At 62.5% G+C, this 26148-nt stretch carries 14 protein-coding genes; 11 read left to right on the top strand and 3 right to left on the bottom strand.

Features of this window, described 5'->3' with window-relative positions; genetic code table 11:
• The first annotated feature begins 140 nt into the window (after positions 1–140).
• The 3 genes from ACILSQ_RS01295 to ACILSQ_RS01305 are packed head-to-tail and all read left to right on the top strand — an operon-like array spanning position 141 to position 5457.
• Positions 141–815: a hypothetical protein gene (locus ACILSQ_RS01295; RefSeq protein ID WP_395741759.1), complete on the top strand. Its 675-nt coding sequence runs from the start codon at positions 141–143 to the stop codon at positions 813–815.
• Positions 812–2338, top strand: coding sequence for a hypothetical protein (locus ACILSQ_RS01300; protein ID WP_395741760.1), 1527 nt, complete (start codon positions 812–814; stop codon positions 2336–2338). The genes ACILSQ_RS01295 and ACILSQ_RS01300 overlap by 4 nt, the downstream gene beginning before the upstream one ends.
• Positions 2339–2343: 5 nt before the next feature.
• The gene (locus ACILSQ_RS01305) at positions 2344–5457 is read left to right on the top strand and encodes a DNA polymerase III subunit alpha (protein ID WP_395741761.1); all 3114 of its coding nucleotides are present in this window, start codon (positions 2344–2346) and stop codon (positions 5455–5457) included.
• Between the two features lie 372 nt (positions 5458–5829).
• Here the strand turns inward: ACILSQ_RS01305 and ACILSQ_RS01310 are convergent, their stop codons facing one another.
• Complete coding sequence (locus ACILSQ_RS01310; protein WP_395741762.1) at positions 5830–6993, bottom strand: response regulator; 1164 nt, start codon at positions 6991–6993, stop codon at positions 5830–5832.
• Between the two features lie 66 nt (positions 6994–7059).
• Between ACILSQ_RS01310 and ACILSQ_RS01315 the strand changes: the two genes are divergently transcribed.
• A complete protein-coding gene (locus ACILSQ_RS01315) occupies positions 7060–7575 on the top strand; it encodes a response regulator transcription factor (RefSeq protein ID WP_395741763.1) in 516 nt (171 codons plus the stop codon).
• Positions 7576–7593: 18 nt separating this feature from the next.
• Positions 7594–11748 carry a PAS domain-containing protein gene (locus ACILSQ_RS01320; protein WP_395741764.1) on the top strand — a complete coding sequence of 1385 codons (4155 nt, stop codon included), beginning with the start codon at positions 7594–7596 and terminating at the stop codon, positions 11746–11748.
• A 13-nt stretch (positions 11749–11761) separates the two neighbouring features.
• Here ACILSQ_RS01320 and ACILSQ_RS01325 read toward each other — a convergent pair whose 3' ends face one another.
• Positions 11762–15415, bottom strand: coding sequence for a PAS domain S-box protein (locus ACILSQ_RS01325; RefSeq protein WP_395741765.1), 3654 nt, complete (start codon positions 15413–15415; stop codon positions 11762–11764).
• A 474-nt stretch (positions 15416–15889) separates the two neighbouring features.
• The gene (locus tag ACILSQ_RS01330) at positions 15890–17419 is read right to left on the bottom strand and encodes a response regulator (RefSeq protein ID WP_395741766.1); all 1530 of its coding nucleotides are present in this window, start codon (positions 17417–17419) and stop codon (positions 15890–15892) included.
• Between the two features lie 486 nt (positions 17420–17905).
• On the opposite strand from ACILSQ_RS01330, the gene ACILSQ_RS01335 reads away from it, so the two are divergent.
• From ACILSQ_RS01335 to ACILSQ_RS01360, 6 genes are all read left to right on the top strand, one after another.
• On the top strand, positions 17906–18631 hold the full coding sequence (locus tag ACILSQ_RS01335; protein ID WP_395741767.1) for a hypothetical protein: 726 nt from the start codon (positions 17906–17908) through the stop codon (positions 18629–18631).
• 8 nt (positions 18632–18639) lie between these two features.
• Complete coding sequence (locus ACILSQ_RS01340) at positions 18640–19287, top strand: response regulator (RefSeq protein WP_395741768.1); 648 nt, start codon at positions 18640–18642, stop codon at positions 19285–19287.
• Between the two features lie 34 nt (positions 19288–19321).
• Positions 19322–20572 (top strand): OmpP1/FadL family transporter, encoded by a 1251-nt coding sequence (locus ACILSQ_RS01345; RefSeq protein WP_395741769.1) that lies wholly within the window; start codon positions 19322–19324, stop codon positions 20570–20572.
• A gap of 142 nt (positions 20573–20714) precedes the next feature.
• Positions 20715–22163 (top strand): SAM-dependent methyltransferase, encoded by a 1449-nt coding sequence (locus ACILSQ_RS01350; RefSeq protein ID WP_395741770.1) that lies wholly within the window; start codon positions 20715–20717, stop codon positions 22161–22163.
• Complete coding sequence (locus tag ACILSQ_RS01355) at positions 22163–24847, top strand: ATP-binding protein (RefSeq protein WP_395741771.1); 2685 nt, start codon at positions 22163–22165, stop codon at positions 24845–24847. Before ACILSQ_RS01350 ends, ACILSQ_RS01355 begins: the two co-directional genes overlap by 1 nt.
• A 14-nt stretch (positions 24848–24861) precedes the next feature.
• Positions 24862–26112, top strand: coding sequence for a response regulator (locus ACILSQ_RS01360; RefSeq protein ID WP_395741772.1), 1251 nt, complete (start codon positions 24862–24864; stop codon positions 26110–26112).
• The last annotated feature ends 36 nt before the right edge of the window (positions 26113–26148 follow it).

Here is a 26148-nt window from a genome sequence, read left to right on the forward strand (position 1 = left end):
TCTCAGCCATTTCCTGAGACGCCTTCAGCATGCGGGCGAAGGCCTGCGCGCATTCAGTTTTTCCTCCCTCTGGAGCGGTTCGAAGCAGGGATTTTTGTTTTACAAAGCGGGCCGGAATCGATACTGTTCTTCAGAACAGTATGAGCCAAGCCGCTTCCCTCCTCCACATCCGTGAACTCCTGCGCAGCAAGTTTCCCGCAGCGCAGTCTGTGCCGGTGAAAACCGACGCGGTGTGCACGGGTGTGGAATGCCTGGATCAAATGGGCATGCAGGCAGGGCGTTTGCACGAGATTGTTTCCGCCAGCCGGGGAGCTGGCGCGGGCCTGCTTTTGTCTGCCCTGCTGGAATGCTGGAGCGAGAGGCGCCAGCCGGTGGCGCTGGTGGATGGCGCGGATGTTTTCAATCCGCAGGATGTCACGGCGGAAACGCGGGAGCGGCTGCTGTGGCTCAGGTGCCGGAATGTGGACCAGGCGGTCAAGGGAGCCGACCTCTTGCTGCGGGATGGAAACATCTCCCACGTGCTGATGGACATGGAGCTGTGCCCCGCCTCCAGCATGCGCAAGGTTCCCGCGCAGGCCTGGCACCGGCTGCGACTGCTCGCGGAAAAAAGCGGCGCTCTGTGCTGTGTCTTCACCGCTTTTCAAACAGTGCCCTGCGCACGGTCGCGCCTGGTGATGAAGCTGCCGCATGGACTGGAGGCCATGGACCGGCCGCGCGCCGAACTGCTGGCCCGGCTGCGCGGCGGTGTGGGGCGCGGCGCGCTAGGCGGCGAAGCTGAGGAAGAATCATCCGCGCCGTACTTTTTTTCGGCATGAAGGCGGGCCTGTCATCACTGCATGCGGCCCTCTGGCTGCCACGCTTTGCGCTGCAGGCGGCGCTGCGGATCCAGCCGCAGCCTGCGGGCCGCGCGGTGGCCGTGCTGGATGGTGAAGCGGAGCTGTCGTCTGAGAAAGAGAAAGAAAAAGAGGCGGGCTCGGGGCGCATCATGCATGCGAATCCGGTGGCGGAGCGTCAGGGGATCGCTGCCGGCATGACGGCCTCCCAGGCCATGGCACGCTGCATGAAGCTCACGCTGCTGCATCGTGTGGCCGCGGAGGAGGAGCGTGTGCAGCATGAGCTGCTGAAATGCGCGGATCATTGGACACCGCATTATGAATCGACCAGCCCCGGCCTCTGTGTGCTGGAGGTGTCAGGGATCCGCCATGTGTGGCGGCGGCGGGCTGCCTGTGGTGAAGGCATGCGTGCGGAGCTCGCCGCGCGGAAGCTGGATGCGCGCGTGGGTTTTGCGGTGGATGCAGACCATGCCTGCCTGGCAGCGCAGGCCGCCGATGATGTGCTGATTCTGGACGGCGGCGTGGATGAAGGTGCGCTGCTGGAAAAGCTGCCGGTGAAAGTACTGCAGCCCTCCGCCGCCGTGCTGGAAGTGCTGGAGCTCTGGGGCGTGCGCACGCTGGCGCAGCTCACCGCCCTGCCCCGCGAAGGAGTGGCAGGCCGCCTGGGAGCAGAAGGCCTGCAGGTGTGGCAGCTCGCCAAAGGCGGCGCCGGCAGGCTGCTGCAGCGGGTGCGCCCGGCGGTGATGTTTGGCGAAACCACTGAGCTGGAGCATGGCGTGGAGTCTTTGGAGCCCCTGCTGCTCCTGCTGCAGCGCATGCTGCAGACGCTGTGCGGCAGGCTGGCGGAGCAGTGGCTGGTGGCGGCCGCGGAGCACCTGCTGCTGACGTTTGAAGACGGCACGGTGCATGAGCGTCTGCTGCGCGTGGCCGAGCCCACGCGCGATGAAGAGCTGCTGCTGCGCATTCTGCATGCTCATCTGGACGGCCTGCGCAGCTCCAGCGCCGTGAAGGCCGTGAAGCTGGAGCTCACGCCCACACGGCAGGCCATGCGGCAGAATCTGCTGTTTGAACGCAGCCTGCGTGATCCGCAGCGTTTTGCGGAGACCCTGGCGCAACTGGAGGTGCTGCTGGGCATGGGCCGTGTGGGCAAACCGCGCCTGCTGCCCACACGCAGGCCGGATGCTGTTTCGATGGCGGGGTTTCTGGAGCCGGCGCCCTCCGCTCCGGTACGCAGTGAGCCCCCTTCCCATGGCCTGCCCATGTGCTGCTTCCGGCCGCCACGGCCCGTGAGCGTGCGCCTGGAGGAGCAGCGGCCGGTGGCCATCACCACGCCGGACGCCGTGCTCACCATCGTTCAGGCCCACGGCCCCTGCTTTCTCTCCGGTGACTGGTGGGACCGCCAGGCCTGGAGCCGCGAAACGTGGGAGGTGGAGACGAGTGACGGCGCGTTGTACCGGCTGGCCTGCGAAGGCCGGCAGTGGATGCTGGACGGAGTTTTCGGCTGACGCTCATGGCTTTTGTGGAACTCCATGCGCGCAGCGCGTTCAGCTTTTTGCGGGCCGCCAGCTCCCCTGAGGAGCTGCTGGATCATGCGGCTGCGCATGGCATGGAGCAGATCGCCCTCACAGACCGCGATGGTGTGTATGGCTCGGCGCGCGCGCACCACCGCGCCAGGGAGCATGGCCTGCGCAGCATCGTGGGTGCGGAGCTGACGCTTGAAGACGAGACCGTGCTTCCGGTGCTGGTGCGCACGCGTGAAGGCTACCAAAATCTCTGCCGCATGCTCACGCTGGCCAAGCTGCGCGCTGCGAAGAACGCCAGCCGCATCACCTGGGCGGAGCTGGAGCAGCATGCGCAGGGATTGATGGCGCTTTCAGGCGATGAAGAAGGGCCGCTGGTGCAGGCCATCAGCCGTGGGGAGCGTGAGTCCGCGCTGGGTGTCATGGAAAATCTCGTGCGCATCTTTGGCGTCCAGAATTTCGGCGTGGAAATCCAACGTCATCATCTGGCCGGTGACCGGCGCCGTGCGGCCTCCCTGGTGGAGCTGGCGGAGCGTTTTTCCCTTCCTCTCATCGCCTCCAACGGCCCCTGCCATGCCACGCGTGAAGGCCGCCTGCTGCTGGATGCTTTTACGGCGCTGCGCCACCACACCACGCTGGATGAGGCGGGCCTGCTGCTCGCGCCGAACTCACAGCGTCATCTCAAACGCGAGCGGCAGATGCGCGAGCTGTTTGCCGATCTGCCGACGGCGGTGGAAAACACGGCGCGCCTGGCGGAGCGCGTCGAGTTCACCCTGGAAAATCTCGGCTATGAATTTCCCACCTATGCCGTGCCTGCGGGACACAGCATGGATTCGTTTCTGCGCGAAAGGTCCTTTCATGGCGCACGCGGCCGCTACGGCAGAATGGACGCCACCATCAGGGACAAGCTGGAGCATGAGCTGCGCATCATCATCATGCTCGGCTTCAGCGGGTATTTCCTGGTAGTCTGGGACATCGTGCGCTGGTGCAAAGAGCAGGGCATCCTGGTGCAGGGCCGCGGCAGCGCGGCGAACAGCGTGGTCTGCTATGCCCTGGGCATCACCAATGCGGATCCGATCGCGAACAAGCTCTTGTTTGAGCGCTTCCTCAGCGAGGGCCGTGACACCTGGCCGGACATTGATCTGGACCTGCCCAGCGGCGACCGCCGTGAGCGGGTCATCCAGGAAATGTACCGGCGCTTTGCCCCGCATGGAGCAGCGATGACGGCGAATGTCATCACCTACCGCGGGCGCAGCGCCCTGCGGGAGATGGGCAAGGTGCTGGGGCTGCCACCTGATGTGCTCAGCCGCTTCTCCAGCCTTTTTGCCAATGGGGATTTTCATCACACCCTGGGAACGGCCGACCATGTGAAACGCGCCGGCCTGCCCGAAAACCACCCGCGGCTGGACGCTCTGCTGCGGCTGCATGCCGCGGTGCACGGGCTGCCGCGGCATCTGGGCCAGCACAGCGGCGGCATGGTGCTGTGCAGCCAGGGTCTCAACACGATGGTTCCTCTGGAACCGGCGTCGATGCCGGGACGTGTCGTGGTGCAGTGGGATAAGGATGACTGCGCAGACCTGGGCATCATCAAGGTGGATCTGCTCGGACTGGGCATGATGGCGGTGCTGGAGGAGACCATCGACACCTGCCGTGTACGCGGAGAAACGCGCGCCGTCGAGCTGCACCGCATTCCGCAGGATGATGCGGCGACCTATGACATGATCTGCCGTGCGGACACCATCGGTGTGTTTCAGATCGAGAGCCGTGCGCAGATGGCCACCCTGCCACGGCTGCAGCCGCGCTGTTTTTACGATCTGGTGGTGGAGGTGGCCATCATCCGCCCCGGGCCGATCGTGGGCAAAATGGTGCACCCGTATCTGAACCGCCATGCGGGGCGGGAGAAGGTGGACTACATCGCGGATTGTTTTCAACCGGTGCTGGAGCGCACGCTGGGGGTGCCGTTGTTTCAGGAGCAGGTGCTGCAGATGGCCATGCTGATCGCCGGCTTTAGCGGCAGCGAGGCGGAGGAGCTGCGGCGTGCGCTGAGCTTTCACCGCTCCCAGGAGCGCATGGACAAGGTGATGGCCAAACTGCGGCTGGCGATGAAGCAGCGCGAAGTACCCGAAGCAACGCAGGACCGCGTGGTGAAGTCCATTCAGTCCTTCGCGGTGTACGGGTTTCCGGAATCTCACGCCATCAGCTTTGCGCTGCTGGCCTATGCCAGCGCGTGGCTGCGCACGCACCGGCTGGCGGAGTTTACAGCAGCGCTGCTCAACAACCAGCCCATGGGTTTTTATTCCTCGGCCACGCTGGTGCGGGATGCAAAACTGCACGGCCTCCGGGTGCTGCCCGTCTGCGTGTGCGTGTCGGATCTCGGCTGCAGAGTGGATGATGATGCCACGATCCGGCTGGGGCTCAGCCAGCTCCGCGGCTTCTGCGCCGCCTCCAGAAACCTGCTGATCTCGGCACGCCAGTCCGGCCCCTGGCTCAGCATGGAGGATTTCCTGCTGCGCTGCCCGCTGCCCAAGGATGAGCTGCGGGTGCTGGCCAGGTCAGGTGCCCTCAATGCGTTAGGCGGAAACCGCCGTGCCGCCCTTTGGGAGGTGGAGCACAAACGCGAGCTCAATCTCTTCTCCATTCATCGAAATGCCGCTGTTGAAGACGCAGAAACGTCCTCGCCTCTCGCCGTCATGACGCCGGTGGAAAGGCTGGAGGCCGACTACGCCTCCACATCGCTGACCGTGGGTCCGCATCCCATGGCGCTCATGCGTGCGGCACTGCCAGACATCACGCGCGCCTGTGACCTCCCCGGCGGACGTCGTGGTTCGCGGGTGAAAATCGGCGGCATGGTGATCTGCCGCCAGCGGCCCGGCACCGCGAACGGGCATGTCTTCATCAGCCTTGAAGATGAAACCGGCATTGCGAATGCCTTTGTTCCCTCGGAGTTGTTTGAAGCACGCAGGCTGGTCATCACGCAGGAGTCTTTCCTGCTCATCCGCGGGCGGCTGCAGATTGAGGATGGCGTCACCACCGTCCTGGCGCTGGCCATTGACCGCCTGCCAGGCCCGGCGCACGGCGGCGTGCAGTCGCATGATTTTCATTGAAGGGCGCCTCAGGAAACCTGCCCGCCAGCGTACCTCATCCTGCGAAGCGGAATGCCCCGGCCCCTCACCCGGTCTCTCCCGGAGGACGCTCAGACCCAACACACTTCGACGGGGAGCGGGGATTCACGTTGAAGCACTTTGGAACTCAATCGGAGCCCTGACGGGTTTCTCCTCTCCCCGTCGAGGACACCGCTGCTTCAAGGTTGGTTCGGGGAGAGGTCGGGTGAGGGGGCGGCTGGCTGCTTCGCAGGATGCGATTGGGAAAGAGCAGTTTCCAGAGGTGTCCTGAGCAGAATCGTCAAGCCAGAGCCCTGGCCACCACGCGCAGGTGCATGCGCAATGAATGTCCGCTCCTCAGGAAACGAGGAGCGGTCAGTGGCGATCCTGGCGGACGTGATCGGCGATGAGGCGGTCCAGCTCGCGGACACCAAAAGGTTTGTTCAAGTAGGCGGTGGCTCCGGCGGCCAGGCACTTTTCCTTGTCCGTGGCGCTCACATGACCTGAGAGGCTGACGATGGCGATGTCCCGCGTCTTGGGATCGGCGGAAGCACGGATCTGCCGGATGGCGCTCAGGCCATCCACGACCGGCATGCGCACATCCATGAGGATGAGGTCAGGCTTCAGCGTGCAGGCCTGCTGCACCGCCTCGTTGCCATCCCGCGCGGTGATGACGTTGAAGCCGAGGCTTTCCAGGTAGTTGCGCGTGACCGTGATGAGCGCGGGCTGGTCATCCGCAATGAGAATGGTGGGCTGCTGCTGCTGCTGCGAGCCGACGGGTGCTGCGGCTTCCGGAATGACCTGCGGCTCCGGCATGGTGCCTGATTCCAGCGCTGCTTCCTCCACGGCCAGTCTGTCCAGGGGCAGGCGGATGGACATGCCGACCTCCTGGCCGCCCGTTTCATCCATCTCAAAGGAGCCGCTGTGAAGCTGCACGAGCTGCTGCAGCAGAGCCAGGCCGATGGGTTTGACTTTCCCGAGCTGGCTGAGGAGCTGGGCGGGCGTGCCGCCGCCTCCCGTGGCGGCGCCGCGGGTCTGGAGCTGGAGCCCCTTCTCGCCATGCGTGATGTGCAGGCGCAGCCCGCCGCCCGTGTTCATGGTCAGGATCGCGGCGGAGAGCAGCTCTGTGATGACCTGCTGCAGACGGTGCGGATCCGCCAGGACGCTGAGCCGAGGCGGCTGCACTTCAGTGACGATCTGAATGGACCGTGACTTTGCCAGCGCCGCCACCGTCGCCACGCTCGCGGCGCATTTCTCACTGACCACGCAGGCGCTCTTTGCCAGCGGGGAGGCGCCGGCTTCGATCCTGCCGAGGTCCACCACGTCCGCGATGAGCTGGAGGAGCTGCCGGGCGCTGTCCTGAATGGCGGTGACCGCTTTTTTCTGCGTGCTTTCCAGAGGTCCATACACGCCTTCGAGCAACGTTTCTCCTTGAGCGAGAATGTTTGAAATGGGATTGCGCAGCTCATGACCCATGCTGCCGAGGAACTCATTTTTCTCCGCAGTGGACCCCTCGGTGAAGGAAAAATGCGCTCGCAAGGCGTCGTGAGGCCGAGGTTTAGGAAAGTCTAAATCATTATTCATTATCGTGCTTCCACGCTACAGGTGTCAGATTTGTTGTATGTTACCGCTGATTTCAGCCATCATCATAAAATAAGAACATTCATGCAGCAGGCAAATTGGCATTCCAGTTGTTCAGGAAAATCCGGGTTGATCCTGCTGGTGGAGGATCATGACCTCTACCGCGAGGTGGTGCGTGCCGCGCTTGGCAGGTACCTGCCTCACTTTGAAATGGTGGAGGCGGACTGCGTGGCCGCCGCTCTGCCAGTGCTGCAGGCACACAAGATCGACGTGATGGTGGTGGACATGACCCTGCCCGATGGATCTGCGATTGATCTGGTGGAGCAAAGCAGGTATTTCATCGAGCAGGGAGTCAAAGTTATCGTACTGAGCAGTCATTCCAGCGCCGACATGCTGCCGGTGCTGAGCCGCAGTGATGTGCATGGCTTTGTCTCCAAGGAACAGGGGTTGAAAACACTTGCCGAGGCGATCACCGCCGTCTGCCGCGCCGATGCTCCTGCATTGGTGGAAAGGGAGCCGGCGCTGACACAGGCATTGTGAATGTTTGACCTCACTGCCATGATCGCCTGCCCCATGCCGCCATCCATCGCCAAAGATGATCTGGACATCGCCCTGCAGGGCGACTGGTTTCGCAGCGTCTTTGACTGCCTGAATGACGCGGTTTTCATCCATGACGCGGTCACCGGGGCCATCCTGGAGGTGAACCAGCGCGCCTGCGAAATGTATGGCTGCGGGCCGGATGAAATGCGCAGGCATTCGGTGGCGGTGTTCAGTGTGAACACCCCGCCCTACACCGCCGATGAAGCGCTGCACTGGATGCGCAAGGCGGTCGAGGAAGGGCCGCAGTTGTTTGAGTGGCAGGCACGTTCGTTTTCGGGGCGCGTGTTCTGGGTGGAGGTGAGCATGCGCAAGGCGGAGATCCTGGGCGAGGACCGGCTGGTCGTCACCGTGCGCGACATTTCCAAGCGCAAGCACGCCGAGAGCGAACTGCGGCGGAGCGAAGAACGGTTCCGCACCGTGCTCGGCAACTCCAAGGACCCCGTTTACTGCCTGAGCCTGCCCTCGCTGACCTATGATTACATCAGCCCCGCGGTGGAGCAGGTCCTGGGCTTCAGCATCGAGGAATGCATCGCGGGCGGACTGCGGTTCATGTTTTCTCGGATTCATCCCGAGGATTATCATTTGAAGCGTGACCGTCTGGAAAAGCTGATGGCACGCGACCTGAACGGTGATTTTCAGCCCGTGCTGGAATACCGCTTCAAGCACAAGAACGAGGCCTACCGCTGGATCAGCGACAGCCGCTCCGTGGTCCGGGACAGCGAAGGCAGGCCGGTGGCCATCATCGGCAACCTGCGTGACTTCACCACACGGCGGGAGCAGGAGGAGGCGCTGCAGCAGCAGGCGCATGCCACGCTGCTCCACCATCTGGAAAACACCTCGCTGGCGCTGGTGGAGTGTGACACGACCAGCCGCATCTGCCGCTGGTCCCCGCAGGCTGAAAAGATCTTCGGCTGGAGCGAGGACACCGTGATGGGGCGCAATCACAGCGACTGGAACTTCGTCCATCCCGAGGATCTGCCGCGCGTGAAGGCCACGCTGGGCCGGCTGCTGGACCGCTCGGAATCACGCAACACCTGCATCAACCGCAACTTCACCAGCGACGGCCGGGTGATCGTGTGTGAGTGGCACAACTCCGCGCTGCTGAATGAAGAGGGGGAGCTGCAGTCCATCCTCTCCCTGGCCTCGGACATCACGGTGGAGAAAAAAGTGGAGGAGGCGCTGCGGGCGATGGCCGAAGGCGTTGACGCGCGCAGCGGCGAGACGTTCTTCCAGTCCCTGTGCCTGCAGGTGGCCCGCACGCTGGAGGCCAAATACGCCATGGTCGCCATGCTGCTGCCGGAGCGCGACCGCATGGTGCGGACGCTGGGTTTTTGCGCGGACGGCAAGGTGCTGCCAAACAAGACCTGCTCCCTCGTGGGCACGCCCTGCTACAACGTGGCCAGCGGCGAGGTGTGTTATTACGACCGTGATGTGCGGGATCACTTTCCGGATGACCAGCTTCTGCAGGAGCTGGGCGCGAACAGCTACATGGGCATGCCGCTGCATGCCACGGACGGCAGGGTGATCGGCATGATCGCGGTGTTCAGCGACCACGCGCTGGACCACCGCGAACGCCTGCAGGCCGTGTTCCAGCTCTTTGCCGTGCGGGCGGCCGCGGAAATGGAGCGCCATCAGGCGGAGCTGGCGCTGCGGCAGAGCGAGGAGCGCTACGCGCTGGCGGCCACCGGCTCCACCGGCGGCGTGTGGGACTGGGACATCCGCACCGGAGGCGTTTATTATTCGGCGCGTTTCCGTGAGCTGCTCGGCTACAATCATGAGGAGTTTCCCAGCCTGTTTTTCGCCTGGGAGCAGAAGATGCACCGTGAAGACCTGCCGCTGGTGCGCGCGGCGCTGGAAAGCCACCTGGAACAGCACAGCGAGTTCTGCATTGAATTCCGCATCCAGGTGAAGTCGGGGGAGTACCGCTGGTTTGAAGCCCGCGGCCAGGCGCTCTGGGACAAATATGGCGAGCCCTACCGCATGGCGGGCTCCGCACTGGACATTCACGAACGCAAGCTGGACGAGCAGCGCCTGCTGCGCCTCAACCGGCTGCACGCCATGTCCAGCAGCATCAACGAGGCGATCGTGCGCATCCGCGAGCCGCAGTTGCTCTATGAGACGGCGGTCAGCATCGCCGTGGAAAAGGGCAGCATGAAGATGGCCTGGATCGGCTTTTACGACGAGGAGTCGCAGATCCTGAAGCCCGCCGCCTGCGCGGGCAGCTACCAGAACTACCTGGACGGCCTGACTCTGATCACGCGCGGGGATCATCCCTCCGGCCGCGGGCCTGCGGGCCGTGTGTTTCGCAGCGGCACGCATGAGATCTCCAACGACATCGAGAACGACGAAACCTTTTATTTTCGTGAGCGGGCCCTGGAGCGCGGCTTCCGCTCCTGCGCCGCATTTCCTTTGAAGCCTGGCGGCGTTCCCGTGGGTGTGCTGCTGATCTATGCTGATGAGCGCGACTGCTTCCAGGAGGAGGAGATCCGCGTGCTCAGCGCCCTGGCCAATGACCTGTCCTTTGCCATGGAGACCGTGGAGCGCGAGAGGGAGCGCCAGCAGGCCATCGAGGCTCTGCGTGAAAATGAACGCATGATCTCGACGCTGATGGGCAACCTCCCCGGCGCCGCCTACCGCTCTCTCATCGATGAAAAATGGACGCTCGAGTTCATCAGCGAAGGCTGCCTGGAGCTCACCGGATATGAAGCGGAGGTGTTTGCCGGCAATGGCGAGGTCTTCTTCGGCGATCTGATCCACCCGGAGGACCGCGAGCACGTACGGCAGACGGTGGCGGAGGCGGTGGCGGAAGGAAAACGCTTTGAAATGAGCTACCGCATCCGCACCGCGGAAGGCGCGGTGAAGTGGATCTGGGAGCGCGGCCAGGGCATTCCCTCCGAGGACGGCGTGATGCGGCACATCGAGGGCTTCATGACCGATGTGACCGAAAAGCGCCGCATGGAGTCGCAGACCCTGCGCAATCAGCGGCTGGAGAGCATCGGCACGCTGGCGGGCGGCGTGGCGCATGACTTGAACAACGTGCTCACGCCCATTTTGATGTCCCTCACCATCCTGCGGATGAAGCTGCAGCAGCCGCGGGATGTGGAGCTGCTGAACGCGATGGAGAACAGCGCGAACCGCGGCGCGGAAATGGTGAAGCAGATCCTGAGCTTCGCGCGCGGCGTGGAGGGCCGCAGCATGCGCCTGCGCCCGCAGGATGTGCTGCAGGAGATCGAGCAGCTCATCCATGAAACCTTCCCCAAGTTCATCAAGTGCCGCATCTCCTGCGCGGAGGAGACATGGAATGTGGAGGGAGACCCCACCCAGCTCCACCAGGTGCTGCTCAACCTCTGCGTCAACGCCCGCGACGCCATGCCCGGAGGCGGCGAGCTGGACATCACCGTGAGCAACGTGGTCGTGGACGAGCAGTTTGCCAGCATGCACCCCGACGCCAACACGGGACCGCATGTGGTGCTGGAGGTGCGCGACACGGGCACGGGGATTCCGCTGGAAGTGCGCGACCGCATTTTCGACCCCTTCTTCACCACCAAGGAAATGGGCAAGGGCACCGGCCTCGGACTGGCCACGACGCTGGGCATCGTCAAATCCCACCGTGGCTTCATTGATCTCGCGAGCCGGATGGGAAAAGGAACGGCGTTTCGCGTCTATCTGCCGGCCAAGACGGACGTGGAAAACCGCGAGATCCACGTGGCGGAGTCCACCCGCTGCCTCGGCCAGGGCGAGCTCATCCTCATTGTGGATGATGAAGCCGCCATCCTCACCGCCACCAAGCACACCCTGGAGGCCTTCGGCTACCGGGTCATCGCCGCCTGCGACGGCACCGACGCCATCGCAACCTTCCTGAAAAACACGGAAAAGCCGGTCGCGCTCATCACGGACATGATGATGCCGAACATGGACGGGCCCACGCTCATCCAGGCCCTGCTGAAGATTCATCCCTCCCTGCCGATCATCGGCGCGAGCGGCCTCAGCCATCAGATGCAGGCGCAGGTGAACAGCCTGGGCGTGAAGCATTTCCTCCGCAAACCTTACAACGCCGACGCGCTGCTGGAGGCGCTGAGGGACGTGCTGCAGCCCGCAAGGAAGACCGCCTGATCTGGCAGGGCGGTCAGTGCGGGTGCTGCTCGTTCAAAACCTGGTGCAGGGCCCGAAGAATGGTTTCGGCCGTGTACGGCTTGGGCAGGAACTGCCGCACCCGCGTGCCCATGGACTTGGCGAGGCCATGGTTGGAATTGATCCCGCTGGCGGCGATGATGCGGACCTCCGGGTTCATTTTCATGAGCACCTGGATGGTGGTGGTGCCATCCATGACCGGCATGCGCATGTCGGTCAAAACCAGCGCGACGTCGTTTTGATGCTTGGAGTAGAGGGTCACCGCCTCCGCGCCGTCCGCGGCCAGAAGCACGCGGTAGCCGTAGGCCTCAAGGGTCTGGCGTGTGATCTCACGCACGGCGGCCTCGTCATCGACGAGGAGAACAAGCTCGTGATTGCCGCGCGGCAGCACCTGGTCTTCCACCACCGAGCGGGCCGTGACCTGCGCCGGCTGGGCCGGAAGGTACACGCGGAAGGAGGAGCCGTGGCCCAGCTCGCTGTAAACACGGAAAAAGCCGCCATGGCTTTTCATGATGGCCAGCGAAGTGGAGAGCCCCAGCCCGGTGCCCTTCCCCGTTTCCTTGGTGGTGAAGAAAGGATCAAAAATTTTCGGCATCACTTCCGGCGCGATGCCCACACCGTCGTCTTCGACGCTGATCATGATGTGCGGGCCTTCCCGCGCCTCGATGTTCATCGCGGCGTACTGCGCATCGATGAGCACGCTGGCCGCGCTGATGGTGAGCGTGCCCCCCGCGGGCATGGCGTCCCGCGCGTTGACGCACAGGTTGAGCAGCACCTGATGGATCTGCGTGGGGTCTCCTGACACCGTGTCGTCTTCCTGCAGGTCGCACTGGGTGCGGAGATGAATGTTTTTGGGGAAGGTGTCCCCCACGATGCGCGCCAGGTCCTGCAGCAGGCGGCTGATCTGGAGAGGCGTCTTCTGCCCTTCCATCCCGCGCGCGAAGGACAGCACCTGGTTGAGCATGTCCGCGCCGCGCCGCGCGCTGGAGGCGATGGTCTCCAGCGTTTCCTTGCTCGCCGCGTCCTTGATGCGCAGATTGAGCAGGTCCACCGACATGAGGATCGGCGTGAGCACATTGTTGAGGTCATGGGCGATGCCGCCCGCCAGCGTGCCGATGCTCTCCATGCGCTGGGAGCGGAGGATCTGGTCCTTCAGCCGCTTCTGCTCGGTGATGTTGGTGTTGATGGCCAGCACGCACTTGGGCCTGCCCTCCGCATCGCGCACCAGGGTCCACCGGCCTTCCACCGTCAGCTCCTCCCCGTTCTTGGTCACCTGCTGGATCTCACCCGCCCATTCGCCTTCGGAGAGCACCTTGCCGTTCCTTTCGTCAAACTGCGCGGCATCGACGTAGAGCAGCTCGGAGACCTTCCGCCCCTTCGCCTCCTCGGCCGTCCAGCCATAAAGCATCTCCGCGCTCTTGTTCCAGTAGGTGATCCTGTGCTCAAGATCACGCACCAGAATGGCGTCGTTCGCCTTGTCCAGCAGCGAGGCCTGCTGCCGCAGCATGTCCTCCACCTGCCTCCGCTCCCACTGCGCCAGCACGAGGGAGATGAAATGCGCCAGCGAAGTGGCGAAGCTTTTCTCTTCGGGCAGCCAGCTCCGCGCCGGGCCCACGTGCTCATGGCACAGCACTCCCGCCAGCACCCCGCCCACATGCAGCGGAGCATCCAGCATGGAGGTGATCCCCAGCGGCGTGAGGTAGCTTTCGGCAAACTCCCGCGTGCGCGCATCACTCCGCGCGTCATCCGCCGCGATGGTTTCATTTTGCGCAAGAGCACGAAAATAGGCCGGATAATCCTTTTCATGCAATTCCAGGCCCGAGGTGTGCCGGCGCGCACCAGACTCAAACAGCATCTGGCACACGATGCTGCTGCGGCTCTGGTCATACCGCCAGATGCTCACACGCTCCACCTCCATCGCGTGGGCGATTTCTTCGACGATCAGGCGGAAGGCCGTCTCCAGATGCACCGCCTGCATCACCCCGCCCCGGATCATGCGCGCCAGCGCGATGTGCTGCCTTTCATAGCGCAGGTTGCTCCTCCACAGCCGGTCCGCCGCCTCCTTGCGCGCGGTGATGTCCCTCTGCACCGCCACAAAATGAGTCGGCCTCCCGTCGGGTCCGTTGATCGGCACGATGTCAATCTCGATGCAGAAGGCGGTGCCGTCCTTCTTGTAGTTGATCAGCTCCTCCTTGCTCGGCAGCCCCTGCGCCAGCGCCGCGTGCATCCTGCCCAGCGCAAACCGGTCCGTCGCAGGCCCCTGCAGAAACCGCGGGCTGCGCCCCAGCGTCTCCTCCCGGCTGTAGCCGGTCTGCCGCGTGAAGGCGTCGTTCACAAAAACAATGCGCGGCCCGGGTTCCACCAGCGGCTCGGGCTCCGTGATGATCACGATGTCATTGAGCCGCGCCACGCACGTCTCCAGCAGCCGCAGTTGCTCCTGGTCACGGCGCGATTTGGTGATGTCCTTGCACAGCACCACCATGTGCAGCGCCAGCCCCGCTTCATCCCTCATGGCGGAGACGCTGTTCTCCACCCACGCCACCTCCCCGTTTTTGCACACATAGCGCTTTTCGACGATGAAGTCGTTGATCTCCCCCTCGATCAGCCGCTGGTTCAGCTCCTGCTTGCGCACCACGTCATCAGGGTGCGTGATGGTGGCAAAGGATCTCCCGATCATTTCGTGCTCCGCGTACCCAGTGATCTGGCAGTAATGCTGGTTGATGTGGAGGATCGCTCCTCCCATGTCCGTGATCGCAAAGCCCACCCTGGCATTGGCGAACGCATGCCGGAAGCGCAGCTCGCTCGCCTTGAACACCTCCTCCGCCAGCTTGCGCTCCGTGATGTCATGCGCCGTTCCCACCATGCGCAGCGGGCGCCCCGTGTTCTCATCCAGAAATATCTGCGCGTCTTCGTGGATGTGCCTCACTTCCCCCTGCGGAAGAATGATGCGGTGGTCGATCGAGTAACGCCCGTGCGTTCGGATGGCTTCAGCGACGGCCTGGCGGATCAGTTCACGGTCATCCGGATGCACCGCGCGGAAAAAATTCTCATTGGTGGGCTCGATGCCCCCCACTTCATGACCAAAAATGCGGAATATCTCGTCGGACCAGCGCAGGCTGTTGTTGCCCAGGTTGTCCAGGTCCGTCAGATCCAGCTCCCAGCTCCCGAAATGGGAGATGCGCTGCGCTGCGGCCATCGTGGCCTCGCTTTGGCGCATCTGCTCCTGCACCTCCTGATTGCGCAGCCCCTGTTCCGCCTGTTTCCGCGCGCAAATGTCGATGCAGGTGATCAGGGCCCCCGTGCTGTCACTGGTTCGCAGCGGGATCAGGGTGACTTCGATCCACCCGCCGTCGGAGGAACCCGTGAGGCGTGACTGCATCTGCACGCCGGGTGACTCGCCGTTCAGGATCTTCCGGAGGGCGCGTGACCATCCGCCCGCCCCTTCAAAAACGGGCTCGCATGTGTCAGCAATGAAATCAAAACAACTGCCGCCCGTCTGCGGCGGCCGCCATTCCCGCCCTGAAATCGGTGGAAAGCAGTCCAGCCTGCCGTTCACTTCTTGAATGATGCCCTGCCCATCCACCCGGAGCACCAGGCTGCAAGCCAGAGGCTGCTCCTGCGGGGTGGAATGTGACAAGGCAGTTTTCATGACCGGAAGACTGCTGGGGCTACAATCTTCAGGAAAGGCGGCTTCTCTTTGACGGCCGCGCGGTGTATACGTGGGCATTTCTTACGCCGGAGAAGTCTGTGCGTAGAAAAACACATGGTGGAAACACAACGGCCAGGACCGCTCTGACCTTGGACCGGATTTGCCTCCGTAAACAACAGAAAAACAATGAAACATGAATCTACCCATGCGTTTCCTTCGGCCATTGGCGGGCGGGGTCAAGACCATGTACATGCCAAATCCTGCCCTGCGGACGATTTCAGAAAAATTCCATGCTCACTATGCATGCTGGAGCTCCATCCTGTCTCTTGAAAGACGTTTTTCGACCTCTTGATTCGCAGGGGTCATGCTGCGTTTTTGGCATTCCTCCATGCACCTGCGCGGAGACCATGCGGAGAGGAAGATCTGCGGAGACCCCGGGCGTGGTCGTGGTGACTCGTCCGTTCCTGGCGCTTCTCACAGCCGTGCCGGCTGCAGCAGGGCCTTGCCCACGATGTTCAGCAGTTCCACCATGCCAAAAGGCTTTGGCAGGAAGTTTTCGCCGGCTTTCAGCTCTTTCGCGTTGGGCAGGCTCGTGGGCGAGTAGCCGCAGGTGAAAATCACCGGAAGAGTCGGGTCTTCCGCGGCCAGGGCCTTTTCAAGATCAAACCCGCTCACGCCGCCGGGCAGTTTGACATCGATCAGGGCGAGCTTGATGACGGCGGCCTTCTCGCGCCAGATCGCCCACGCTTCATTCGCATCTGCCGCCGTGAGCACCTTGTGCCCCTGGCTCGTGAGCACGTATTCCATCACCTGCCGCACCGAGTCTTCATCATCGACGATCAGAATGGTCGATGACTCCTCCTCGGCATTGGTCATCAGAAGCTTCTTCTCCGGCGTGGCGTTGGCGGGTGCCGTCCCGGTGGCCACTGGTAGATAAATGGAGAATTCCGTGCCGACTTCCAGCACGCTCCGCGCTTCGATCCACCCGCCCTGCATGCGCACCAGCCCCTGCACCAGGATCAAGGCGATGTCCGCCCCCCCCTCCGGTGATGAGGACAGCTTGGCCGAGTCGAACAGGCCTGCCAGCTCCGCGGGGGTCAGCCCCTTGCCCGTGTCAGAAATCGTCATGGCGATGTGGTCCCCCGGCTTGGCCTCCGCGTGCATCTGGCGCGCGGCCGCCTCGTCAGGGATGTACATCTGCCGGGTCTGGATCGTCAGGCGGCCGCCGGTGGGCATGGATTCACGCGCATGGAGCAGCAGATTGAAGAGGATCTGCTCCAGCGCCGCCTGGTCCGCCATGACGCAGGGCAGCTCGGGGTTGTGGCTGATCTCGAAGGCGATCTGCTCACCAATGGCCTTCTGCAGCATGGCGGCCTGACCGTCGATGATCTGCCCCAGGTGCAGGGGGGAGGGCTGCAGATATTCGCGCCGGTTGAACGAGACAAACTGGGACGTCACTCCGGCCGCCCGCTGCGTGGCGAGCACCAGCTCCTTCAAAGTGGCGGTGGGCAGCACACTGGAACCGCTGCCATCCTGGGTCATCTGCGCCACCTCCAGGTGGCCCTGGATCACGGTGAGGTAGTTGTTAAAAAAGTGCGCCATTGCATCGGCGAATCGCCCCACACTCTCCAGGCGCTGGTTCCGGCAGAGCCGGTCCTCCAGTTGCTTGCGGTGGTCCTGCTCCAGGCGCAGCCGGTTGCTCACATCTTCAAAGCGGGAGGTGACCTCCAGCAACTGCGCGCTCAGGTTGAGCGTGCGGTGGGAGGTCTGGTTCTCCGCGCCGTGCCGGACGTTCAGCGTCCGGATCAACTGGGTGATTTCGAAAGGCACGAGCCTGAACTTGAACACCAGAAGCTGGGGATTGCCGCCGAGGTCGATGGGGATCTGCTCGAACGCCTCCAATTGGGAAACCGCGTGCAGCACGATGTGCAGATCACGCTGGGTATGCCAAAGGCGGTTGATGACATGCCGGTAATCTTTTCCATAGAAAAGACGGCCATCCATAATAATCACAGAAAACGGCCGGTGTTCTTGGACTGCGGCTTCAACCATCGCCAGCGCTTCCTTCTCATTTGCGATGCAGGTCACTTCCGGGGCCGGAGCAGCCTTGGCCTTGGAGGTGGCATGCGTCGCAGCCTGCGGGGCGGAGGAACTGCCGCCCGGGCTCATATTCTGCAGAGCGTGGGAAATGCGCAGGTCCTCTTGCAGGGTTCGCTCCTCCGTCACAATCAGAATCCGGCTGCAAGTGCTGAGGTTGGGCTGAATAGTATTTAGATACATGTGCCGAAAGTTACCCCGACTTTGTTATAAAATTAATAAAAATAGGTTTATTCTGGCTATAAATTAGACTCACCGGAGCTAATTATAAAATGTGGCTATGCTATCGGTTTAGGTTATGCCTAAATATTAAATCAACATTTAGGTGCTAAGGGCCTCGAAGTGTGGATTTTCTAAATACTGCAAGTCCGCGGTTCAATGATTTAGCCCACCATGCCTCCTTCCCCCCTCGAAATGGAAAAAAACTCGGCTGCCGTGCTTCTGCAGGCGCTGAGCTGCCTGCTGAAAGAAGAAGATGCGCAACGGGTCGATCTCGCCCATCTGCTGCACAAGGACATGGCTGGCGGCCTGGTGGCCTGCGCCTCCCTGGGCGAGATGATGCGCCATGAACTTGCCAACGGCGGGGATGCCGCCAGCGTCACCAGGCTCCTGGGCAGCCTGGACGCCACCCTGCGGCAGACGCTGCAACTGGTGCGCGACATGACGGAAAAGCAGTTTCCGCCTGTTTTGAAGGCGTTCGGTCTGCACGTGGCCCTGCAGCAGTTGGTCCGCAACGTAGGGGAAAATTTCGCCGGCTCTCTCGTCCTCCACATCAATGGTGACGAGCCGCCGTTCGACCTCGCCAGCCGGCTCAATCTCTTCCGCATCATGCAGGCGCTGCTCACGCATTGCGTGCGCTTTGCCAACACCTCCTGGGTGGAGGTGACCTGCCTGGCCTCTGCTGAGAAGCTGGAGATCACCATCGACCACGACGGCGGTGACAGCATCTGGAAGGAAATGGTGCCGGGATCTGAAATGGCCGTCATCGAGGCCCGCTGCGCCCTGCTCGGCTCGCGCATCGAGGTCATGGCCGCCGGCCCGGCCGGAAGTTCGCGCATCAGCCTCATGGCCCTCCCATCCACACCGCAGTCAGGCGGCATGACCCCCTCACGTGATTGAACACCTTCATGCACTCTCCACCACCATTCAATATCCTGGTCGTCGATGATCACGCGCTGGTGCGCGAAGCCTTCACCAGCATGCTGAAGGGAGAATTTCCCCAGGCCACGGTGGTTTCCACCGGCACCTGCGCGGAGGCCATGGTGGAGGCCCGCCTCCGCAATTATGAAATCGCCCTGGTGGACATCGAGCTGGGAGACCGCTCAGGCATGGAGCTGACCACGGAGCTGCGCACGCTGCCCACGCCGCCCAAAATCATCGCCGTTTCCATGCACCAGGAGGAGACCTTTGTCTCACGCACGATGCAGCTCGGGGCGCGCTCCTACGTGACGAAGGATGCGCCGCCGCATGAGCTCTTTGACGCCATCCGCAGCACGCTGGAAGGCCGCAGCTACATCTCCAGGGAGCTGGCTCAAAAATTTGCAGACAGGTCGATCCGCAAGGGCTCTGCCAGCCAGGTGCATGAGAAGCTTTCCAACCGCGAACTCGAAGTGCTCATGCAGCTCGCCCGGGGCAAAAGCCTCAAGCAGGTCGCGCTCGATCTTTCTCTCAGTCCCCGAACTGTCGCAGTGCACAAGCACAACCTGTGCCGCAAGACAGGGCTCAAAGGAACTGTCGAGATTCTCAGATACTGCCAGTCCAACGGCCTCGCCTGACCTGACGTGACCTGACCTCAACGCTCTCCCAACCATGAAAGCACCTGTCTTCCGCTCCATCGTCGCCCTCAGCCTGGCTGCCATGGCAGCGCATGCCTCCGAGACGCTCTCGGTCGTCCCCGACTCCGCGCAGGCGCTGGGCATCGCGGGCGGCAGGTATGCCAACCTGAAGGACGCCTCCTCCGTGCGCGTGTCACCCGCCAACATGCTGCAGATCGAGAAGAGCGAGCTCCTCATCAACACCGCGGCGTGGTATGGCGACATCCGTTTCAACGGAGCCAACGGGCAGTCGGTGCAGATGAACAAACCCTGGGTGTTTCCCGCCAGCATGTATTTCGTGCAGCCGGTCATTCCCGGAAGGCTGTCCTTCGGTCTCGGTGTCAGCACTCCCTACGGGATGGCTTCCGTCTATCCCCAGAACATGGACGGGAACCTGCGCTATGCGCTGCCTTACTCCTCCAACCTGCTGACCGTGGACATCACACCGGCGGTGGCCTTCAAGGTCACCGACAACCTGAGCGTCGCCGTCGGCATGGACATCATGTATGCCGATCTCACGCTGAAGGAGTTTTACAGCTGGGTTCCCTTCGGCAGCACGACGGAGGGCGACATCCAGATGCACGGCCAGGGCTGGGGACTGGGGGCTTACGGCGCGGTGAACTGGACGATTGCCAAAAGACATCGTTTCACCGTGGTGGGAAGGCTGCCGGTGCATGTGACCTTCAGCGGTGACTTCAAGGCCACAAACATGCCCGCGACCGCGCAGGCGCTGGGCTACAGCCCGTCGAGCAACTTCAGCTCAGACATGAAGTTTCCGGGCTCCATCGCCGCCGGCTACGGTTTTGATGTGACTGACCGCTTCACCATTGGCTTTGACTTCAAGTGGTCGCAAAACTCGTCTCATGACGACCTGCCGCTGCTGATCGGCAACAACCAGGGGCTGCTTGGCGGAGCGACGAGCTCCGTGTTCAACTGGAGAAACTCCATCGATCTCGGCACGGGGATGACCTACCAGCTCAATGAGCGCTGGGTCCTGCGCGGCGGCTACCTGTGGTCGGAAAATTCACAGCCGGCCAGCACTTACAGCCCGGTGGTGTGCACCAATGACCGCAGTGTTTTCAGCCTCGGCGTGGGCTGGCGGGGTAAAACACGCTCCGTGGATGTGACCTATGCTTACGTATACAATCCGACGCGTGTCATCAGCGGCGCTACACAACCACTTTTTGATGGCAACTACAGGCATCAATGGCAGGTGTTGGCCCTCAGTTTCACGCAACGTTTTTAACTCACAATCAAAGCAAAAATGAGCATTCCCTGTGTCTGTCTCCAGCATTTTCGAGTGCCCTTTCCCACCACGCAGCGCCTCCTCCCGGACATGGGTTCTGCAGTCACCCCGGCACTCAACGCTCTAGCAAAGGATTCGTAACATGGAGAACAACGACCACTCACTTCCAGCAGTCGCTTCCACAGGGGAGCGCCTGAGCTTCATCATCTGCCGCAACAGCCAGGGGGCTGAAGTGCGCGGCACTCTTCACCGGCTCACACGCTATCTGGGCGTGTTTGAGGTTTATAATCCCTACAGCATCGTCCAGCTCTCCGAAGTTCTGAACGACTTCCGGATCATGATGAACGAGCGCGTGGTTTATTCAGGCCGCGCGGTCATCGCCAACCTGGTGAACACCGGCATCATGCTCATCTGCGAGGCCTCGCTCTCGGATGAAGGCTGGATCGACATCGACATTCTCTCCCCGGCGCAGAACAAGAGCCGCCTGCTCGCGGACTTTGCCGAGTTCCTCAAGGAGACCGAAAAGAACTACCGCGTCGTGCCGGAATTCAAGCTCGTGGTGGCGGACATGCACACCCTGCTCTCCGACCTCCGCCGCTGGATGGAGCAGGTGGAGCTGGGCGTGCGCTCCCTCCCTTCGGGAGACCGCATCCAGGCGGAGCGCGAAACCATCAAGCAGCTTGAGGACCCCATCCTCCCGGCGGTGGCGCCTCTGCTGGTGCGCTTTGAAAGCACGGCCGGTGAGATTGTGCAGGATCAGCAGCCGGTGCACCGCAGCTACATCAAACGCCAGCTTCACCCGCTGGTTCTGTGCTCACCCTTCATTTATCGAACTTTCCAGAAGCCGCTGGGCTACGCCGGCGACTATGAAATGGTCAGCATGATGCTGCGCGACCCCTATGAGGGCAGCTCCATGTTTGCCAAGATCCTCAACCGCCTCTTCCTCGACACCGCGCCGGTGGTGGCGCACCGCAACCGCATCAAATACCTCAAGCAGCGCCTCCACGATGAGACGGCGCGCATGCACGCGAAGGGCAAGGTGGCACGCATCTTCAACCTGGGCTGCGGCCCGGCGCAGGAGATTCAGAACTTCCTGATCGATGACGATCTCTGCGACCATGCGGACTTCCTGCTGCTGGACTTCAACGACGAAACCATCACCAACACCACGCGGGACCTGGAAAGCCTGCGCGCCCGCCACCGCCGCCGCACCGGCATCAAGCTCGAGAAGCGCTCGGTGCATCAGATCCTCAAGGAATCCTCCCGCACCGGCGCGGGGTTTGAGGCTGGCAGCTACGATCTCGTTTACTGCGCGGGCTTGTTTGACTACCTCTCAGACCGCATCTGCCGCCGCCTGCTGGAGGTGTTTTACGATCTGGTCGCGCCGGGCGGACTGCTCATCGCCACCAACGTGGATCTCTCCAACCCTTCGCGAAACTGGATGGAGTACGTGCTTGAGTGGCATCTGGTCTATCGCAACAAGGAGCAGTTTGCCAAGATCGCCCCGGACAAGGCCCCGCCAGGGTCGGTTGAAGTGAAAGCCGACGAAACCGGCGTGAACATCTTTCTTGAAGTCCGCAAGCCCGCCTAATGACCGCAGCGCAGCCAGTTCTGATGGACAGCCTGGAGAGTTCGTTTGACACCTACGAACGCCCCATCCGCGTCCACAACTACAAGCTGGGCGCGCTGCTGGCCGGCATCTTCATGCCTGCGGGGGCTTCATTGGACTTTTTCATGTACGGCTGGAAGGGGGCGCTGGACTTTTTCCCCGTGCGCCTGTTTTCAGCGGTGCTGCTGGCGCTGGTCTGGCTGGCCCTGCACTACCATCCAGGAACACGCTACTACCGCTATCTGGGGTTCTCGGTCGCGCTCATTCCGCTGCTGGCCATCTCCTGGATGATCTATACCAAGGACGGTGCCATCTCCCCCTACTACGCGGGGTTGAACCTGGTGATGCTCGGCTCGGCGCTGCTGCTGCGCTGGACGCTGGAGGACAGCATCCTCATCTTCGTGCTCAACTTCGTCGCCTACCTGGCGGCGGCCATGCTGCACGGGCCGTTTTCCATCCAGGGCCTGTTCTTCAACAACCTGTACTTTCTTTTCGTCACCGGCGTCTTCATTGTGGCCGGAAGCTGGTATTACAACCGCATCCGCCTCTCCGAGTTCAAGCTCCGCCACGACCTGGACCTCAACCGTGCTGAACTGGAGGAGAACAACAAGAAGCTCCGGGAGCTGGACGAGGCCAAGGGCCGCTTCTTTGCCAACATCAGCCACGAACTGCGCACGCCGCTCACCCTCCTCATTGCTCCGCTGGAAAGCCTCATCCAGCGCATGGACTCAAACCGGCCGCAGGAAGAGCGCGACCTGATGGCGACCATGCATGGCAACTCCATGCGCCTGCTGAAGCTCATCAATGACCTGCTGGACCTCGTGCGTCTGGAGTCCGGCAGGGCGCAGATCCGCACCCGGCGTGTGAACATGAACGCTTTCATCAACGGCCTCGCCACGGCCGTCGGCAGTGTCGCCCAGGACAAGCGCATCAACCTCCACGCTCACGTGGATGAGGACGTCGGCACGGTGCTGGCGGACCCGGAGAAGCTGGAGCGCATCTGCCTCAACCTGCTTTTCAACGCCCTCAAGTTCACCGCCGCCAACGGCCGCGTCAGCTTCAGCGCCATCAAATCGGACGGCTGGCTGGCCATCGAAGTGCGCGACACCGGCATGGGCATTCCGGCGGATCAGCTGCCGCACATCTTCAACCGGTTCTGGCAGGCGGACACCTCCTCCCAGCGCAAATTCCAGGGCATGGGCATCGGTCTGGCCCTCGTCAAAGAACTCGCCGAAGCTCAGGGCGGCAATGTGGTGGCCGCCAGTGAAGTGGGCAAAGGCACGACCATGACGGTGAACCTGCCGCTGCTTCAGGGCGAGCCCTCCGTCGCTGAAGAGGAGCCCGAAGAAATGACCGGGGCAGAAGCCGAGGCTGATGCGCCGAAGAAAGACTGGATCGCCGAACTCTACCGCCGTGCCGAACTCTTCCCCGCCATGACCTCGCTGCAGGCCACCCTGCGTCCGGTGGAAACCGGCGTGGGCCGCAGCCGCAAGCCCAAGCTGCTCATTGCCGACGATGAACCTGACATGCTGCGCTTCCTCAAGAGCCAGCTCAGCGCCACCTTTGAAGTGCTGGAGGCCGTGGACGGCCAGCAGGCCCTGGACAAGGCCGCGCAGTTCCTTCCCGACATCATTCTTTCTGACATGATGATGCCGGAAAAAGACGGCCTGCAGCTCTGCCGCGAGCTGCGCGAGCGCACCTCCACGCGCTCCATTCCCGTGGTGCTGCTCACCGCGCGTGCGGATGAGAAGACGAAGCTGGACTGCCTGGCCGCCGGCGCCAATGACTTCCTGCCCAAGCCCTTCTCCCTCACGGAGATCATGGTGCGCCTCAAGAACCTGGTGGACTCCCGCCTCTTCCAGAAGGAGCTGGTGGTGCAGAAGCAGCAGCTCGAATCCGCCCTGGAGCAGATCAAGGAGACCGAGTCCATGCTGGTGCAGAATGAAAAGCTCGCCTCGCTGGGCCGCCTGAGCGCGGGATTGATCCACGAGATCAACAACCCGCTCAACTACGCTCGCCAGGGCCTGGGCATCATCAGCCGCTCCGCCAAATTCCTGCCGGAGGAAGAGCGCGCCGACTTCGCCGACACGGTCAAGGACGTGGAGGAGGGTGTGAACCGCGTCATCCAGATCATCTCCGACCTGCGCGGCTTCACCCGCAACACCAGCCAGCTCAACCACGCCTTTGATTTGAAAAACGTGGTGAACACCGGCCTGCGCTTCTTTTCCCACATCTGGAAGGATGGCATGCAGCGGGAGGTGGACATTCCCGAAGGCCTGGAGATCCGCGGAGACAGCAACCAGTTCGTGCAGGTGCTCATCAATTTCATTCAGAACGCCATCGATGCGATGAGCACGAAAAAATATCCCGAGGGAGAAACGGGCTGCATCAAGCTTTCCGCCCACGCCCGCGACGGCAAGGTCTTCTTCTCCATCAAGGACAACGGGCCCGGCATCCCCCTGGCGATCCGGGACAAGATCTTCGACCCCTTCTTCACCACCAAGGATGTGGGCCAGGGCATGGGCCTCGGCCTTTCCATCTGCAACCGCATCATCGCCGACCACGGCGGACGCATTGAGGTGGTCAGCCAGACCGGCCAGTTTACCGAATTCATCCTTGAGCTACCATCGACCGACAGCACCAACAACAACCACGCCGACACTTAGAAGGACACCTCCACATGCAAAACCAATACGACCTCAAACGCTACGCCGTTCTCTATGTCGATGATGAAGAGAAGGCGCTGAAGTACTTCGAAAAGACCTTCGGAGACGAATTCCGCATCCTGACCGCCAACAACGCGGCCGACGGCCTCAAGCTCATCGAGCAGCATGGGGAGGACATCGGCGTGCTGCTCTCCGACCAGCGCATGCCGGGGGAGAAAGGGGTGCAGCTCCTGGAGCGCGCACGCCAGCTCCGCCCGCGCCTGGTGCGCATGATGGTGACCGCCTATGCCGACTACGACGTGACCGTGGATGCGGTGAACCTCGGCAGCATCTTCCGCTACATCTCCAAGCCCATCCAGATGGACGATGTGCGCAACACCCTCCACCGCGCCATGGAGTTCTACATCCTCCAGCAGGAGCGCGACGGCCTGCTGCAGGAAAAGCTCTCCGTGCTGCAGAACCTGCTCATCACCGACCGCGTGATGGGGCTGGGCGTCGTGGCCGCCGGGCTGAACCAGCATCTGAACCAGCCGCTGCGCGCCGTGCATGCCTTCCTGGACATCACCCCGGGCAGGCTCGGCCAGCAGAACTTTGACCTCGACCGCCTGCGTCAGGCCACCTTCTGGCGCGACTTCCACGCGCATGTGGTCAGCCAGGCCGGCCGTATCGGCGAGCTTCTGGGCGAACTGCAGTCCGCCTCCGGTGCCGAGCACAAGATGGATGCGGCGGCGGTCATTCAGGGGCTGATTGAGCAGCAGCGCGCGGCCTTCACGGCCAAGGGCATCGAACTGAAGTTCGAGGCCGCCGGGGCGCTTCCCGCCCTCCAGGCCAGCCGCCCGGCGTTTGAAAAAATGCTGCATCTGCTGCTTCAGACGGAACTGGCGCTGCTTTCCTCCGGAACGCATGTGACCCTCTCTGGCAAAACGGCCACCGAGGCCGCGGATGCCGGAGCCCTGCACCTGACCCTGACCGATGACGGTCCGGGTCTGGCAGGCACTGTGCTGCGCTCGGTGTTTGATCCCTTCTTCACGCACGCGGACGCTTCCACGGATGCCCCTGGCCTCAGCCTCATGGGAGTCTTCTTCCTGGCCTATCACCTCGGAGGACGCATCACCTCTCAGCGGACGGCGAAGGGTCTCATCCTGGACATCGTCGTGCCTGCCACCGCTCCAGCGCCGGTCGCTCCGGTGGATGGCAGCCGTGAATTCATCACGAACGTCCTCATGAACGACATCCTCTGGGAGCGCCTGCTGCCCAACGGCTGATCGATCTGACCTGCATGGAATGTGCGCAGAACCGCC

The organism is Prosthecobacter sp. (assembly GCF_044227185.1).
Taxonomy (GTDB): Bacteria; Verrucomicrobiota; Verrucomicrobiia; order Verrucomicrobiales; family Verrucomicrobiaceae; genus Prosthecobacter.

Bases quoted from the DNA above. Each gene is read 5' to 3' on its own strand.
- ACILSQ_RS01295 (WP_395741759.1), top strand. From the start codon at position 141: ATGAGCCAAGCCGCTTCCCTCCTCCACATCCGTGAACTCCTGCGCAGC.
- ACILSQ_RS01300 (WP_395741760.1), top strand. From the start codon at position 812: ATGAAGGCGGGCCTGTCATCACTGCATGCGGCCCTCTGGCTGCCACGC.
- ACILSQ_RS01305 (WP_395741761.1), top strand. From the start codon at position 2,344: ATGGCTTTTGTGGAACTCCATGCGCGCAGCGCGTTCAGCTTTTTGCGG.
- ACILSQ_RS01320 (WP_395741764.1), top strand. From the start codon at position 7,594: ATGATCGCCTGCCCCATGCCGCCATCCATCGCCAAAGATGATCTGGAC.
- ACILSQ_RS01325 (WP_395741765.1), bottom strand. From the start codon at position 15,415: ATGAAAACTGCCTTGTCACATTCCACCCCGCAGGAGCAGCCTCTGGCT.
- ACILSQ_RS01330 (WP_395741766.1), bottom strand. From the start codon at position 17,419: ATGGATGGCCGTCTTTTCTATGGAAAAGATTACCGGCATGTCATCAAC.
- ACILSQ_RS01335 (WP_395741767.1), top strand. From the start codon at position 17,906: ATGCCTCCTTCCCCCCTCGAAATGGAAAAAAACTCGGCTGCCGTGCTT.
- ACILSQ_RS01340 (WP_395741768.1), top strand. From the start codon at position 18,640: ATGCACTCTCCACCACCATTCAATATCCTGGTCGTCGATGATCACGCG.
- ACILSQ_RS01345 (WP_395741769.1), top strand. From the start codon at position 19,322: ATGAAAGCACCTGTCTTCCGCTCCATCGTCGCCCTCAGCCTGGCTGCC.
- ACILSQ_RS01350 (WP_395741770.1), top strand. From the start codon at position 20,715: ATGGAGAACAACGACCACTCACTTCCAGCAGTCGCTTCCACAGGGGAG.
- ACILSQ_RS01355 (WP_395741771.1), top strand. From the start codon at position 22,163: ATGACCGCAGCGCAGCCAGTTCTGATGGACAGCCTGGAGAGTTCGTTT.
- ACILSQ_RS01360 (WP_395741772.1), top strand. From the start codon at position 24,862: ATGCAAAACCAATACGACCTCAAACGCTACGCCGTTCTCTATGTCGAT.